We start from the raw sequence: 15051 nt of genomic DNA on the forward strand, positions 1-15051 counted from the left end.
GTCACTCCTGAGCAATCTTCAGCGTGCCGGGCGGCACGAAACCCGGGTGGGCCAGCCGATTGCGCTGCACCATTTCCTGCGCCCGGCTGGCGTCACCGAATCGGCGATAGGCCAGCACCAGCGCGGGCAAAGGCTCGGAGACCTTCATGTCCACCAGACGTACGCCGGAAGCCGCCACCGCGTTGAGGTGCCTGATCAAGGCCTGACGCAATGTGTTGAGCGCCAGGTAATGTTCGGGGTCGGCTTTCAACGACGCTTCCCAGATCGCCGAACTCAGCGTGTCACGCAGTTCGATCACATCATCGGCAACCGGCACATCGACGCGCTGCAGCGCTTGCGTCACTTGCTGGTCCAGCGACGGCACCACTGTGAGCGGCGTGACCGTCGTCGCAACCGGCATGCTCGCGACGATTTTCGCCACCTTGACCAACAAGGCATCCTGAACCAGATTGGCCGCGGCCTGAGCCGTCACGCCGGTGTCCAGCCCGCTGCTCTGACTGACCAGATTGATGCCGGACACCGCTTCCGCCTGTTGCGTGGCCTCGGAAATCACCGACCGGTAATCGACCGTTTCAACAGAGGACACGCCGCCATTGCTGCCGGACCTTGCTGCCGCGCTACTCGCAGCGGTGCCGTTACTGCCACTCGCGGAACCGCTGCCTGAACCGCCCCCTGTCGAGCTGCCGGAACCTGACCCGGCATTCGTTCCGGTACTCGCCCCGCCAATACTGCTGGTGCCGTTCGCTCTTCTGGCTCGACGACTGTCACCGTCGAAACTGGCGAAGAACGTGGTAAACAGCGTGCTGACCGTCAACGGCGCATTGACCAGCGAATGCACCAGCGCAGTGACATCCGAATAGATCGTCATGAACGGTGTGAACTGCCGTTGAATAGTGGCGAATACGCCCGACAGGGCGCTGCGCAGCGCCTGAATATTGATACGCACCGCGTCCACTGTGGCCATCACCGAGCGGTAGCGCCTGAGCGCCGAGTCCAGCAGGCTCTCGGACGCGCCCAGCAACTGCCGTCGCGTATTGAGGGTCGACACGGGAAACTTGAGCGGGTTGGCCGGATAGAATTTCAGGTCCAGCCGGACGAGCCCGCCTTCGCTCAGGTTGTGTGTGACGCCACATTCGCCGACCTGGACCTGCACGCGACCCAGCCAGGGATGCACCAGCTCGCCGGCACCTTCCTGCTCCAGTGCCTGTAGCAGTCTGTCTCGCTGTTCGAAGCAGTCGGGACCGACAATGAACCCCGTCAGCGTATGCACTTTCGACTGTTTGCCCAGCGACTCGAAATAAGGCTCGTCGCGTTGTGGAAACTCATGCAACTGCCCCTTGCGGCCTGCCGGGACGACGGCTTTTTCAATGAAAAAACCGACGCCCCGGAAAGACGCTGGCAGCAGGCTGTCACGCCATGTACTCATGATCCGGCTCCTGCGCAGAGGGTTCGATAACCGACGTTTGGCGATATCGTCAAACCCGGCTGGTTGGTTTGCACTTGTCCGGCGCGCATGCCCGGCGGCGCGTTTTCAAAGCGAATGTTGAGCTCGCCCTCAAGTCGCGGGCCGGCACCGGCTGCGCCCTGTTGCAACAACAGGCTGCCGGGCGCCAACGGCGTGGGTACGCCGAGCAATTGGCTGGTCGAGGGCACGCCAGCGGCCTGATTGAGCAACTGCTGATTCGTGCGAACGTTCTCGACGGCACCGACCGCTAGAAACGCACCGGTCCCGCCGCCTGGCCCTGCGTTGCGTATCCGCTGTTCTTCCGCGAACTGATTGGCCTTCTCGGTCGCCCGCTGCAGGACGGTCTTATTCGTGTCGCCACCAAACCAGCTCATGATCGGCTCGATGAATGGCTTGATGTCCGCCCACAGACCTGCGAACCAGGTTTTGATCGGCTGCCAGTTCTCGATGACCATGCCCAGCGGCGAAAAACTGAACAGCGTTGCCAGCACATCGGTAAACGGCTGCGCCTCGGCCTTGATGGTTTCCCATAGCCCGGCCAAGTACTCGGACAACGGCTGCCAGTTGGCCACGACCATGCCCAGCGGCGTCCACGCAAATAGCGTTTGCAGAAAATCGAAAACCGGCGTGGCCAGCGCCCTGATCACGTCCCACAGCGCAGCAAAGAATTCGGTCAGTGGCTGCCAGTTGGCTGCGATCATGCCCAGCGGCGTCCAGGCGAAGACCGCCTTGAGCACGTCCCACAGCGCCATCACCGGTCCGCGAATCGCCTCCCAGACCGCCTGGAAATAAGGTGCGACGGTCGACCAGTTGGCGATCAGAAAAACTGCCGCCAGCGCGAGGCCGCGCACGATCAAGGCCAGCGGTGACAGGCCCATCACCGTGCTAAGTACGCTCATGGCGGTCGTCGCGGTCATGACCGCAACTTGCAATATACCGAACGCAATCGCAGCGGCCACCACACCCTTGATAACGCCAGGGTGTTCGGCCGCCAGTGCGGCGACCTGAGAAATCATCGGCCCGATCACGGCCATTGCTTCGTTCATCGCCGGCAGGAACATACTGCCGATATTGATGCCCAGACGATCGACACGGTTGGTCATCTCTTTGATGGCAGTGGCCGTGGTCTGGGAGTTGTCTGCGAACTCCTTCTCGATGGAGCCGCTGTTTTGCACGCCCTCCCCGACCTTGGCCAGGTTGGACCTGAGCACATCGAGGTGGGCCAGCAGCGGCGTGATCGCGCCCAGCGATTCGGCACCGAACAGCTGCGTGATGACGTCCGACTGTTTGCCGGGATCAACACTGGAAACCGCCGTCAGAACCTTTTCAATGGTCCCGGACGGGTCACTCTGCATGCCTTGGGTTAACTGATTGACGTCGAGCTGCAACGCCTCGAACGCCCCGGCTTTCGCCGCGCCCCCTTCGGTCAACGACTGCATGAAACGCTTCATGCCGCTGGCGGCCACATCGGCCGGCACATCGACGCTGGCCAGGGTCGCACCCATGGCCGCCAGTTGCCCGGAGGCCATCCCCGCCACCGGCCCGAGCGGGCCCATTGCAGTCACCATGGTGGCGATTTTCTTTTCCAGGTTGTTGCCGCCGAGCACGTTGATCTTCTCGGACAACGCCGCGACCTGCGGCTGAGTCATCTGAAACGATGACCGCCACGAGGCCATCATGTCGCCCGACTCGGCCGCTGTCTGATCGAATGCGACGCCCATTTTCACGGCGTCGCTGGCAAACCCGGTCAGTTCTTCGCGCGGTACATTGGCCTTGGCACCCGCGGCGACAATCGCCGCGATACCGTTGGCGCTTTCCGGCAGTCGTTCACTGAGGTCCAGAATGTCGGAACTCATCTGCTGGAACTGTTGCGGTGTTTCAAAGGTGACCGATCGTTTCACGCCGGCCATGCTGGTCTCGAAACCGATCGCTGCCTTTACTCCGGCAATCAAGGGCTCTGCCAAAGCATTGCCCTTGATCATCTCGCCCACTTCGACGTTCCCAAGACCAGAGCCTTTAAGCCTGGTCTCGAAGCCTTCAACGTTGTTGCGGATGGTTGCCAGCGTTGGAGACAGCTTGTCGACGCCGGTAATCAGCGTCTTGATAGTGTCTGCCATCACTCCCCCTGCAGGATCTGGTTGATGCGTTGCGTCTGCAAGATCGACTCGGTGATGACGTCCAGCTCCCTGGACATCATCAGCTCGGGATCGGTCTTCCAGAAGTACGCGAGGTCGTAAACGACGGCGATCAGTCCTTCGAGGTCGCTGATGCCGCTGCCATGAAAAAACTCGCAACCTTCCAGCTCAGCGTGTTGATGTCGCACAGGTCCATCTGATTGACCGACGAGGGCGGGATGCCGGCGCAGACGGCGATGTATTTCGCTGCCACGTCCAGATCCAGGGAAACTTCCTCGTTCTTGTCGATCCTGTACGGCAGGGCCTTGATGGCCCGCGCTTCCTGCGCCGTAGGGCGCCGGAAGGTCAGTTGCGAAAGGGTTTCGCCGTGCGCTTCGATCGGGCTGGCCAGGTCGATGACTTCACTCATTGCCAGCTCCCCTGATTGCCGTCGAATTGCAGTTCGATGGTGCCGTCGTCAGCCTTGCTGCTCGGCTCATCGACCAGGTAGGCGCCGGACAGGACGTAGGTCTTGCCGTTCTTGAACTCACAGGTGATGGTCATATCCACACCGGTAGTGAGCAGCTTGAGCGGCAGATCCGCGGTATGCACGGCGGTGAATTTCAACCAGGCGGCCTTTTCGGTTTCCTTGTAGTAACCAGGCACGACCGTCTCGCGCTTGATGTTCATCAGAGGCGCTTCGCCGCCGCCGCTGATGGTCAATTGGGTGCCATCCACTTTGATGTAGCAGGTACCCGCAACTTTCTGACCCATGTTGTTTATCTCCAGAATGAAAAAACCCGCACGAGGCGGGCTTGAAAGGGTTGGTTAGGCTTATGCCGCTTCGTCGTACTGCAAGCGGAACTGGTTGAGCAGCGCGAACACGCGCAGGCCGTTGATGTAGTCAGGCGGGAACATCACGTTCACGCGGCTTGGGTCATTGCCGTCACGCTCGACGATCAGGTGCTGGGCGAACGTTTCAGCGTTCTCCACATGACCCTCTTCTTCAAGACGTGCGTATTGCGCAATCAACTCGCCACGGATGGTGCTCGGCGTGATGATCGGCTGGCCGGCACCGAAGCGCGTGCCATCGTTGGCCAGCTTGTGGCGGCCGTACTTGCTGGTGATGATGCCTTGCAGACGACGGATGATGAACGCCGACTGGTGCATGGTTTCGCTGTCCAGGTACGAGTTGTCAGCCTGGCCGTAAGCGTTCTTCTGGTAAGTGGTGATCGAACGCTGAATGCGCACGTAACCGCCTTCGTAGTACGCCGTGGCGATGCCGTAACGCAGCAGCGACTCACGCTCGGTCAGGGTGAAACGCTGACTGGCCGGCGCCGGATCAATACCGGGCATGGTGCCGCTCTGAGTCGGACGGCTGGCGTCGGCAGAGATGAACACCGCCGTACGCGCAGCCAGTGCAGCGGCTTGCAGCCAGACCGGTTGCGGAACACCGTTTTCCACACCCTGCAGGGTGATGTGCTGATCGTTGCGCAGTTGACCTGCGGCTACCAGCGTACCGACCGTGCCGCGCTTGGCGCTGTAAACGTGACCGTACAGCTGACGCGCCCAGCTCCAGCGACCGGTGCTGTCGTCCATTGCCGCTTTCCAGGCATCCAGCGTGGCGGTGTCGGTCCAGGGCATGCAGATGAACTCGAACGGCTCATCGCCCAGCGCAGCCAGTGCCTTGAGCTGATCAGGCGTACCCACGCCACCAGTCATGGCGGTGACTGCCGCCGTCAGGCCGGCAGGAATGACTTCGCCATTGGTCTTGCCCTGGCGATTGAATTCCAGCTGGATGTCATTGCCGCTCGCCCCGCTCCATTTGCAGGAAAGGGTCAGCACACCCGCTTCGACAGCCGCGGTGATCGGCAGGTCAGGCGTGGCATTGATTTTCACCGACAGTGCCGTGGCCGCCTGGGCAGCGGTTGCACCATTAACGACAGTGGCCTGCACTCGCATGCCGCCGACATACAGGTTCAGCAGACCGGCTTCGGTCGCCGCCCCGGTGAGGGTGACTTTCGCGCCGGCCTTGGCGCCTTCGGTATTGAGCAGCGGCAGGCACCAGACTTCGCCGGTGGGGTCCGCCTTGCGCCAGGTTTCATACATCGAGGCCAGCATGGAGCCCTGACCGCCGATGTTTTTCGCCAGCGCCACGCTTGGCACCAGCACCAGAGAACCCAGTTCGGGGCCGGACACATCGTCGTTGACCTGCGCAACGATCAGTCGACGCATGCTGGCCGACGCGCTGTTGGCGGCCGAGTTGTCCATCTCCGCATAAAACAGCGGAACGCGAACATCGGATGGAATGTTGTTAAAGCTGATAGCCATTGTTTGGCTTCCTCTTGGTTAAGCCGTGAAGGCTTGATGGGTGGTGGTGGATTGCTCGGTTTTAATGGTGATGTCGCCGTCGTTCTGACGACGCTGCCACCAGGCGTTGAAGGTCACCTGCCGGCCTTCGACGGGCAGCAAATCGCCCGCCTCCGGATCCGGCACAGTGCGGCCCTCGGCCGGTACTACAGTGATGCGTTGAGTCATGGGGTTACCTCTGCTGTGAACTTCGCTTCGATACGGCCATCAGGGCCGGGGGACTTCAGGTTCGGATCTGCGGGGTCAACGCAGTCCATCTCAATGGTGGCGCCGGTAAACCCGGGCAAACCATCCAGATACGCTTCGTGCCAGGTCTCGGCAGGCTGATCGGAGGTGTTGCGGCCCAGTTGAAACTGCGCTGCAAACCCGAAGCGATAGGTCACCCGGTCACCGCTGATCTGCACCAGCGCGCCACCGGTGTACTGCATCGCGTCGTAATCGTGATCCGGGTTCCAGCCCACCAGTGCACGCCACAGTTCGGCGCGCAGGGCATGCAGTTGCTCGCTGGCTTCCTGCCCGCGCTTGTCACCGCCATCGAGCACCACCACGACATCGATCGTGTCGGTGATGCTCTGGCGGATGACGTTCTGCAAATCGTTGGCGGTGGACTGATCGCCAGTGGCAATCACGTACGCCGACGGGTGAGCGAGCTGATCGCCGAGGGCGACCGCAGCCCAGTCGATACCGGCACTGATTCGCCCGGCAAAGCTGGGGCAGGTCGCCTGCAAATGGGCAACTATCGGGGTTATCTTCATGAGGGGTTCCGCGTGTGTTAAAGGTTGATTGCGGCGTGGGAAACGCCTACTGGTTAGCTTTGCACAACGCCTCATCAGCCTTGTCTGCAGCACGGCTGGCCGCGTGAGCGGCCTGATTGGCAATCGATGCAGCACTCTCGACCCTGTCCGCCACCTGGGTAGTGGTTTCGGCCAGCCTGTCCAGGCGCCGGTCGCGCTTGCCCAGTGCTGCGTCGTAGGCATTGCGAACCTCGGCCAGCTGCTGCGTATGCTCGGCATTCGCCGACCACTGCCCGGCCTGAAAACCGAGCATCAGGCAGCCAGCGATCAGCAGCATGGAAATCAGCCAGATTTCCAGGCGCCGCCACCAATGGCGAGCGATGAAATCAATTGCGCATCTGTGCATCGTTTGCACCTCCGAGTTGAGATCGAAGCCGGGCGATTTCGGCGCTTTGCGTGGTGACCTTGTCGGTGAGCTGGACGATGTGGCTGGTGAGGGCTTCAATCTTGCCTTCCATCCGGCCAACCGCGGCAGCGAGCTCGTTGCGCTCCTTGGCGAACTGGTCAGCCCGCGCTTCAGCTTCCTTGCGCGCCTGGCGCTCGGAGTCGAGCAACTCATTGAGACGGCGAACCGTGCCGATGTCCGCGTTGTCCATCGCCCGGTCTGTTGCATCTCTGGAAAGAAACTTGCGCAGCCATAAAAAGCCGCCAAGCAGAATTGTGCCCGTGCCGCCCAGCCAGGTAGCTGTGCCTGGGCCTAGGTCGGTTGGGTCCATGGGTACTCCGGAAATAAAAAAGACCGCACTGAGGCGGCCGGGCTGAACACATTTAACAATGCTGCGTCGGGCAGGCTTGCGCAGGCACCTGATCTGGACGTTGACCGGATCTTAAAAAACAAACCCCGCCGAGGCGGGGTTTGAGGTGGGTCGCGAGTGACCGGTTGTGGCTGTTGATCAGCCTGTTTCCGGCTGCTGCCCTGAGGCGCAAATCGCATATCGTGGGACCTTTTTACCCCCCTCCGGAAAGCCTGGGAAGGGGCAGTTTCGGGGTGGGTCGAGTTTGACCGGAGTTCAACACGAGTTCGGCCACAGCTGTGCAATCGACCCGGATAAACGGCGTGAAACCGTGTCTTCATTCACCCTTGCGCAGCCTTGTCGGCGCCCGCGTTGTTGCTTCTGGAAGCACTGCGCTCAGCGAGAATCGCCAGCACTTGCTGGTGAAGCTTGTTGATCCAGTTGCGATAGGTGCGATCTGCGCCTTCATTAATGCCTACCAGGCGCATCTGCTCGCGCACTGGCAACGACTCGACATAACGCAATGTCGCCAGCTGGGCCAGTTCAGGCCCGCGGCTCTTTGCCGGGCTGCGCGACAGCTGCGCAATGGCCGCCTCTACTTCGCTGCTTATATAGTCCAGACCGCTGCCATTACCCACCAGCGCGCGCGAGCCGGGTGTGCGACGCGGAATGTACGCGCCCCATTCCATGATCCCGGCCATCGGGCTGCTCAGTCCGCCGCCCAGGCCAATGCGCATGCGCTGTTCACCCCAGTGCTGCATCACGGCTTCTATTTTCTCGATCATCGTGTCTCTCCTGTAGGACCTTTCCGAAACGCTGCGCAGCGTCTTTCGCTGCACAGAACCAAGGCCTTACAATACATTTTGTATTTTTATGACACAACGGAGCATTACATTATGTATATTGCTCAACACCCTACAGCCTGTATGATTCGACGCATGAACAGAAAATGGTATGAAGTCGCAAGACAGGTCATGGAAACCCAGGAAATCAGCCAGGAAGAGATGGCTGAGCGGATGGGCGTAACGCCCGGCGCGGTAGGGCATTGGCTGAATGGCAAGCGTGAGCCGAAGATCGAAGTCATCAATCGATTTCTGACCGAGCTCGGCCTGCCGATTCTCACCACCTCCATCCCGGCCAGCGAACCCGGCATGCACAACGTGGAGCCCACGGTGCAGCCTTCGCGTTTCTATCGCTACCCGGTCATCAGCTGGGTCGAGGCCGGTGGCTGGAGTGAAGCCGTCGAGCCCTACCCTGCCGGCTATTCGGACACCTTCGAGATCAGCGACTATAAAGCCAAGGGCAGAGCCTTCTGGCTGGTGGTCCGTGGCGATTCGATGACCGCGCCCGCAGGTCAGAGCATTCCAGAAGGCATGTTGATTCTGGTCGACACCGGAATCGAGCCCACTGCCGGCAAGCTGGTCATCGCCAAACTGCCGGAAAGCAACGAGGCCACGTTCAAAAAACTCGTCGAAGACGCCGGACGCTACTTTCTCAAGCCACTGAACCCCGCCTACCCGACCCTTGCGGTGACCGAGGAGTGCAAACTGATCGGTGTCATCAGGCAGATGACGATGCGTCTCTGAATCCAGGCACGCCCGCCCAAGCCCCGATAATCGGGGCTTTTTCATGCGCCTTGTTTCAGCCCTGGCATGTGTCCGTGTAGGAAACATTTGTAGCTTGCGTGAGAAACACCCCTCAATTACTGTATGCACATACAGTAAAAAGGAGTTCACTCATGCTCAAGCAGTTCCCCGACACCTCGCAACATGACGCTTACCTGGCCTTGGCACAGCGCATTCAGGACGCTATCACCAGTGACAAGGCCCAGATCGAGCATCAGGTCCTGCTGATCAGGGAGCCTGGCGAGTCGGTGGCTCACTGGGAGCGCATCATGGATCAGATCAGCGAGGCCGAAGGCATCAGCGTGACCCGCAACCCGGAAAACGGCACTGCTCGTGTGTCCTGGTACATCGATTCCCTGTGAGAAGGACGATACAAATTGTATTTAAAATACAAACTGTATTGTCACGGAGCGCTACATATCGTATTGTTTGTCTGCACCCCATCTCGGGAGTACTCACATGCAAACCACAGGGAGTCATGGAATGAACGAAATACTGGATCAACTTCGCAAAGAATTCGCCACGCCGTGCCCTTCGCTGAGCGCCGTCAGAGAGCGTTATTTTTCGCACCTGTCGAACGACAGGAATCTGCTGCGCAAGATCAACGCAGGGCGCATCGACTTGAAAGTCAGCCGTACAGGCGGCAGTCGTCAGGGCCACCCCTTCGTGTATCTGCACGACCTGGCCAATTACCTGAGCGCCATCGTGACCAACAGGGCCGCCTGAGGTCAAAAAAGCACCGCCGCAGCGCTATAATGTTCATCGAACTTTGCAGTCATGAAAAATCTTGCTACGTTTCCGGTACAAAATAAAAACAATCGGGATCCTTTCATGACCAAGACATCAAGGCGCTGGCCCTTCGCGGCCTGCCTGTTATCGCTTGCCTGCGGCACCGCTGCCGCTGCGCCCTATTCAACCATGGTGGTGTTCGGTGACAGCCTGGCCGATGCCGGGCAGTTTCCCGACACCGCAGGGCCCAGGGGCTCCACGCTCAGGTTCACCAATCGTGTCGGCCCCACTTATCAGGACGGCAGCGGTGAAGCGTTCAATCTGAACTCGTCGACACTGATCGGCAGGATGCTCGGTGTGCCGGCAGGAGATCTGGCGGCCTCGACGTCACCGGTGAATGCTGCACTGGGCGCACCCGATGGCAACAACTGGGCAGTCGGCGGCTACCGGACCGACCAGATTCTTGACTCGATCAACTCGCAATCCACCGTCGTCGATCCGAACACCGGCACATTGCTACGCAGCCGGACCGGTTACTTGCCCGCCAACAGTTTTCGCGCCGACCCCAACGCTCTTTATTACCTGACCGGGGGCGGCAACGATTTCCTGCAAGGTCGTGTGTTGAGTGCCAGCAGCGCCGCGCAAGCTGCCAATCAGTTGGCTGACAGCGCGCAAGCCCTGCAACAGGCCGGTGCGCGCTACATCATGGTCTGGTTGCTGCCGGATATCGGTAAAACGCCAGCCTTGAGCGGTTCGCCGCTGGCTTCGGCAACGTCCGCACTCAGCGCGGGCTTCAATCAGCAACTGGTCAGCCGACTGGCACAGATCAGTGCCCAGATCATTCCGCTGAATGTTCCGTTGCTGATCAATGAAATCCTCGCTCAACCGGCACGCTTCGGGTTCGATCCCAACGAGAATCTGGTCAGTACCTGTTTCAGCGGCGACAGCTGCCGGGAAAGCACCACCAACGGCAGGTCCAGTGCGACGCCGAATCCGAGCCGGCTGTTCTTCAACGATCGCGTGCACCCGACCGAAGCCGGACAGAGGTTGCTGGCCGACTACGCCTACTCGCTGCTTTCGGCACCCTGGGAAATCTCCCTGCTGCCGGAAATGGCCAATGGCACACTGCGCATGCATCAGGACGAAATCCGCGCCCAGTGGCTCAGCGACTGGGGCAACTGGCAAGGCGTCGGGCAGTGGCAGAGCATGCTTTCGGCAGGCGGTCAGAAAATGGACTTCGACGCGCAGGACAGCTCGGCTGACGCTGACGGAAGAGGCTATAACCTGACCATCGGCGGCAGCTATCGATTTGCCGAAAACTGGCGCACAGGGGTTGTCGCCGGGGCATATCGCCAGAGTCTTGAGGCAGGGCCACGGGACTCGGACTACAAACTCAATAGCTACATCGCCACTGCGTTCCTGCAGTATCAGGCCAACCACTGGTGGGGTGATCTGTCGGTGTCGGGCGGCAAGCTGGACTACGAAAATGCCGAGCGCAAATTCGCGCTGGGCGTCAGCGAAGGTCAGGAAAAAGGCGATACCGACGGCGAAATGTGGGCTGTCAGTGGCCGAGTCGGTTTCGACATCGCGGGCCCGACCAGCCGCTGGCATCTGTCGCCTTTCGTCAGCGCCGATTACGCGCACATCGATGTCGATGGCTACTCGGAAAAAGGCGATCGATCGACCGCGCTGACCTTCAGTGACCAGACGCGCAAATCGCGGCGTGCAGGCGTGGGTGTGCAGGGCAAATTCCAGGTGACACCGAGCACGCAGGTATGGGGAGAAGTTGCCCATGAAAGGGAGTTCGAGACCGATCAGCAGGACGTGACCATGGCGCTCAACAGCGTCCAGTCCGTCGGCTTCACGCTGCAAGGCTACACGCCGCAACGCGACCTGAACCGGGCCACGCTGGGTGTCAGCCAGAAGCTGACTCAGGACCTGACACTGCGCGGCAATTACAACTGGCGCAAAAACGACGACGTGACCCAGCAAGGGGTGAATGTTGCGTTGAGTCTGAGTTTCTAGACAGGCTGCTGGACAGCCTCACTATCGTGCGATGCTCTGCGTCCGCTTGAGGACGCAGAGCAGCAGCCTGCTCAGTCCTCGGCAGTTTGCGAGGCCAGGGCTACGGCGCGGAACATGGCGCGGCGTTTGTTCAGGGTTTCTTCCCATTCCAGCACTGGCACGGAGTCGGCGACAATGCCGCCACCGGCCTGTACATGCAACTCACCGTCCTTGATCACCGCCGTGCGGATCGCAATCGCGGTGTCCATGTTGCCGTTCCACGCCATATACCCCACCGCGCCGCCGTAGACGCCACGTTTGACGGGTTCCAGTTCGTCGATGATTTCCATGGCGCGGATCTTCGGCGCACCGGACAAAGTGCCCGCCGGCAGAATTGCGCGCAGCGCGTCCATCGCCGTCAACCCGCTTTTCAACTGGCCTGTAACGTTGGACACAATGTGCATCACGTTGGAATAACGCTCGATGACCATTTTCTCGGTCAGTTTGACCGTGCCAATCTCCGACACCCGACCGGTGTCGTTGCGGCCAAGGTCGATGAGCATCAGGTGTTCGGCGATTTCCTTGTGATCGGAGAGCAGGTCTTCTTCCAGCGCGCGATCCGCCTCTTCGGTGGCGCCGCGAGGACGAGTACCGGCGATCGGACGCACAGTGATCAGATTGTCCTCGACCCGCACCAGCACTTCCGGCGAACTGCCCACCACGTGGAAGTCGCCGAAGTTGAAGAAATACATATAAGGCGTCGGGTTGAAGCAGCGCAGCGCCCGATACAGATCGATGGGCGCGGCGCTGAAATCGATGGACATGCGTTGCGACGGTACAACCTGCATCACGTCGCCGGCGAGGATGTACTGCTTGATCGTATCGACTGCCGCCTCGTAATCGTCCTGGGTAAAGCTGGAACGAAACACCGGGTCGGCCGCCGGCGGCCGGTCCAGATCAAGGCCACGGCGCGGCGTGATCGGCTGACGCAGCTTGTGCATCAGCTCATCGAGCTGCGCAACGCCACTCGCGTAGGCGTCCTGTTGCGCTGGATCGATCAGCACGATGGCGTGCATCTTGCCCGCCAGGTTGTCGAACACCACGACCGCGTCAGACACCATCAACAGGATATCCGGCACGCCCAGCGGGTCAGGGTTCGGGCAGTTGGCCAGACGCTTCTCGACATAGCGCACACAGTCATAGCCAAAGTAGCCCACCAGCCCGCCGTTGAAACGTGGCAGCCCGGCAATGGTCGGCACGTTGTAGCGCGCCTTGAAGGTCTCGACGAAGTCCAGTGGGTCTTCGACATCCAGGCTTTCGATCTCGACGCCATCATGGGTCACGCTGACGTGATGGCCATGCACGCGCATCACGGTGCGGCATGGCAGGCCGATGATCGAATAACGCCCCCACTTCTCGCCGCCCTGAACCGACTCCAGCAGGTAGGAGTTGGGCTGATCGGCAAGCTTGAGGTAGATCGACAGCGGCGTGTCGAAGTCGGCCAGGGTTTCGCGGGCAAGCGGGATGCGGTTGTAGCCTTCGGCAGCCAAACGCAGGAATTCTTCACGGTTCATGAGCAACCTCGTGGTTTGAGGACAAAACGGTCAGGTAGGCAAACGTGCCGGCAGGCCGGCCAGAATCAGGTCAGGCGCGCCAACGCCAGCGGGCCAGGGCCTTGATGACTTTCATCCAGAGTTTGCGAGTGACCACCACGATGGATTCTCTTGAGGAGGGACGTTTGATGTCGGGCAACAGTATCTCAGCGTCCATGTCCAGGCAACCGGGAATCAGTCTGCGCAGATCATCAATCACCATCGCCGGGTTTTCCTCGGCAATCGGCCGCCCATGGTTGTAGCCATAGCTCAGCGCGACGCAGGCCACACCGGCAGCCTTGGCCGCCTGCACGTCAGTGCGCGAGTCGCCGACGAACAGCGATTGCGAGGCTGGCGCACCGGCCATTTTCATCACGAAAAACAGTGCGGCAGGATCGGGCTTTTTCTGCGGCATGGTGTCACCGCCGATGATCCAGCGAAAGAAACGCCCCAGCTTCATCTCGTCCAGCAGCGGCGCGACGAAGCGCTCCGGCTTGTTGGTGATGAGGGCCATTTCGACACCCATTTTCTGCAGCCACTTGAGGGTTTCACGCACGCCGGGATAGACCACGGTGAACTCATGCTTTTGCGCATAAGCGCGCATGAAGATTTCCAGGCCCTGCTCGGCCAGCGCGTCATCGACCCCGCTGTGGTCGAGGTCGTTGGCCAGCGCGCGGCGTACCAGCACCGGAGCACCGTTGCCCACCCAGGACCGCACCGATTCCAGCCCGGCGATCGGACGCCCCAGCTCGGCGAGCATGGTGTCCACCGCCACGGCCAGATCGGGCACCGAGTCCACCAGAGTGCCGTCCAGGTCGAACATGATCAGCTTGGGAAGTTTGCCTGCAAACAGCCGCTCGAAGCCGCTCATGCGCGGGATGACGCCAGTTCTGTGCGCATCTTGTCGATCACTTCGCGGTAGTCCGGCGCATTGAAAATGGCTGAACCGGCAACGAAGGTATCAGCACCTGCCGCTGCGATTTCGCGGATATTATTGACGTTCACGCCGCCGTCGATTTCCAGGCGGATGTCGCGTCCGGAAGCATCGATCAGGGCGCGCGCTTCACGCAGCTTGTTGAGCGTACCGGGGATGAACTTCTGCCCGCCAAAACCTGGGTTGACGCTCATGAGCAGGATCATGTCGACCTTGTCCATGACGTATTCGAGCAGGTTCAACGGCGTGGCCGGGTTGAACACCAGGCCCGCCTTGCACCCGCCCTCGCGGATCAACTGCAGCGAACGGTCGATGTGCTGGGTCGCTTCCGGGTGAAAGGTGATGTAGGTGGCACCGGCCTCGATGAAGTCGCCGATGATGCGATCCACCGGGCTGACCATCAGGTGCACGTCAATCGGCGCAGTGACGCCATATTTGCGCAGCGCGCTGCACACCATCGGACCAATGGTCAGGTTCGGGACGTAGTGATTGTCCATGACATCGAAGTGGACAAAGTCGGCGCCGCTGGACAGCACGTTGTCGACTTCCTCACCCAGACGGGCGAAGTCAGCGGAAAGAATCGATGGGGCAATAACGAAGGGCTGCATGACGCACCTGTTTGAGCAGAATCACGGTGCGCGGATTGTACGCCAAGCTTCGCCCGGAGCGGTAAGCTTCGAGCCTCAAGCC

The 15051-nt window shown here is 60.5% G+C and carries 18 protein-coding genes; 4 read left to right on the plus strand and 14 right to left on the minus strand.

What is annotated here, in order from left to right:
• Position 1: 1 nt before the first annotated feature.
• From JOE39_RS16955 to JOE39_RS17005, 11 genes are all read right to left on the minus strand, one after another.
• Entirely contained in the window at positions 2 to 1426 is a 1425-nt protein-coding gene (locus JOE39_RS16955) for a DNA circularization N-terminal domain-containing protein (RefSeq protein WP_032662872.1), read from the minus strand.
• On the minus strand, positions 1423 to 3582 hold the full coding sequence (locus tag JOE39_RS16960; protein WP_210078552.1) for a phage tail tape measure protein: 2160 nt from the start codon (positions 3580 to 3582) through the stop codon (positions 1423 to 1425). Before JOE39_RS16960 ends, JOE39_RS16955 begins: the two co-directional genes overlap by 4 nt.
• A complete protein-coding gene (locus JOE39_RS16965; protein WP_103689574.1) occupies positions 3582 to 3788 on the minus strand; it encodes a hypothetical protein in 207 nt (68 codons plus the stop codon). Before JOE39_RS16965 ends, JOE39_RS16960 begins: the two co-directional genes overlap by 1 nt.
• Positions 3713 to 4009, minus strand: a complete 297-nt coding sequence (locus tag JOE39_RS16970) for a phage tail assembly protein (RefSeq protein WP_003316280.1) — start codon at positions 4007 to 4009, stop codon at positions 3713 to 3715. The genes JOE39_RS16965 and JOE39_RS16970 overlap by 76 nt, the downstream gene beginning before the upstream one ends.
• On the minus strand, positions 4006 to 4353 hold the full coding sequence (locus JOE39_RS16975; RefSeq protein ID WP_003316279.1) for a phage tail tube protein: 348 nt from the start codon (positions 4351 to 4353) through the stop codon (positions 4006 to 4008). The genes JOE39_RS16970 and JOE39_RS16975 overlap by 4 nt, the downstream gene beginning before the upstream one ends.
• A 60-nt stretch (positions 4354 to 4413) precedes the next feature.
• A complete protein-coding gene (locus tag JOE39_RS16980; RefSeq protein WP_003422754.1) occupies positions 4414 to 5910 on the minus strand; it encodes a phage tail sheath subtilisin-like domain-containing protein in 1497 nt (498 codons plus the stop codon).
• A gap of 18 nt (positions 5911 to 5928) precedes the next feature.
• Positions 5929 to 6117, minus strand: coding sequence for a DUF2635 domain-containing protein (locus JOE39_RS16985; protein ID WP_003394899.1), 189 nt, complete (start codon positions 6115 to 6117; stop codon positions 5929 to 5931).
• Positions 6114 to 6704 (minus strand): hypothetical protein, encoded by a 591-nt coding sequence (locus tag JOE39_RS16990; RefSeq protein ID WP_003316276.1) that lies wholly within the window; start codon positions 6702 to 6704, stop codon positions 6114 to 6116. Before JOE39_RS16990 ends, JOE39_RS16985 begins: the two co-directional genes overlap by 4 nt.
• Positions 6705 to 6750: 46 nt before the next feature.
• Complete coding sequence (locus JOE39_RS16995; protein WP_003394900.1) at positions 6751 to 7089, minus strand: hypothetical protein; 339 nt, start codon at positions 7087 to 7089, stop codon at positions 6751 to 6753.
• Entirely contained in the window at positions 7070 to 7459 is a 390-nt protein-coding gene (locus JOE39_RS17000; RefSeq protein WP_003411734.1) for a hypothetical protein, read from the minus strand. The genes JOE39_RS16995 and JOE39_RS17000 overlap by 20 nt, the downstream gene beginning before the upstream one ends.
• A gap of 359 nt (positions 7460 to 7818) precedes the next feature.
• On the minus strand, positions 7819 to 8262 hold the full coding sequence (locus tag JOE39_RS17005) for a hypothetical protein (protein WP_003341119.1): 444 nt from the start codon (positions 8260 to 8262) through the stop codon (positions 7819 to 7821).
• Between the two features lie 189 nt (positions 8263 to 8451).
• Between JOE39_RS17005 and JOE39_RS17010 the strand changes: the two genes are divergently transcribed.
• The 4 genes from JOE39_RS17010 (at position 8452) to estP (ending at position 11856) form a co-directional block, all read left to right on the plus strand.
• The gene (locus JOE39_RS17010; RefSeq protein ID WP_024639984.1) at positions 8452 to 9063 is read left to right on the plus strand and encodes a LexA family transcriptional regulator; all 612 of its coding nucleotides are present in this window, start codon (positions 8452 to 8454) and stop codon (positions 9061 to 9063) included.
• 152 nt (positions 9064 to 9215) lie between these two features.
• Positions 9216 to 9464, plus strand: coding sequence for a DUF1654 domain-containing protein (locus JOE39_RS17015; protein WP_002551908.1), 249 nt, complete (start codon positions 9216 to 9218; stop codon positions 9462 to 9464).
• A gap of 121 nt (positions 9465 to 9585) precedes the next feature.
• Positions 9586 to 9828 (plus strand): pyocin activator PrtN family protein, encoded by a 243-nt coding sequence (locus JOE39_RS17020; protein ID WP_003316268.1) that lies wholly within the window; start codon positions 9586 to 9588, stop codon positions 9826 to 9828.
• A gap of 105 nt (positions 9829 to 9933) precedes the next feature.
• Positions 9934 to 11856, plus strand: coding sequence for an esterase EstP (estP, locus tag JOE39_RS17025; RefSeq protein WP_210078551.1), 1923 nt, complete (start codon positions 9934 to 9936; stop codon positions 11854 to 11856).
• A 71-nt stretch (positions 11857 to 11927) separates the two neighbouring features.
• On the opposite strand, the gene trpE is transcribed toward estP, so the two are convergent.
• The 3 genes from trpE to rpe form a co-directional block, all read right to left on the minus strand.
• Complete coding sequence (gene trpE / locus JOE39_RS17030) at positions 11928 to 13409, minus strand: anthranilate synthase component I (protein ID WP_003422740.1); 1482 nt, start codon at positions 13407 to 13409, stop codon at positions 11928 to 11930.
• 70 nt (positions 13410 to 13479) lie between these two features.
• A complete protein-coding gene (locus JOE39_RS17035; RefSeq protein WP_209995593.1) occupies positions 13480 to 14298 on the minus strand; it encodes a phosphoglycolate phosphatase in 819 nt (272 codons plus the stop codon).
• Positions 14295 to 14969, minus strand: a complete 675-nt coding sequence (rpe, locus tag JOE39_RS17040) for a ribulose-phosphate 3-epimerase (RefSeq protein WP_003394912.1) — start codon at positions 14967 to 14969, stop codon at positions 14295 to 14297. The genes JOE39_RS17035 and rpe overlap by 4 nt, the downstream gene beginning before the upstream one ends.
• Between the last annotated feature and the right edge of the window lie 82 nt (positions 14970 to 15051).

This window comes from Pseudomonas sp. PvP100 (assembly GCF_017833055.1).
Taxonomy (GTDB): Bacteria; Pseudomonadota; Gammaproteobacteria; order Pseudomonadales; family Pseudomonadaceae; genus Aquipseudomonas; species Aquipseudomonas syringae.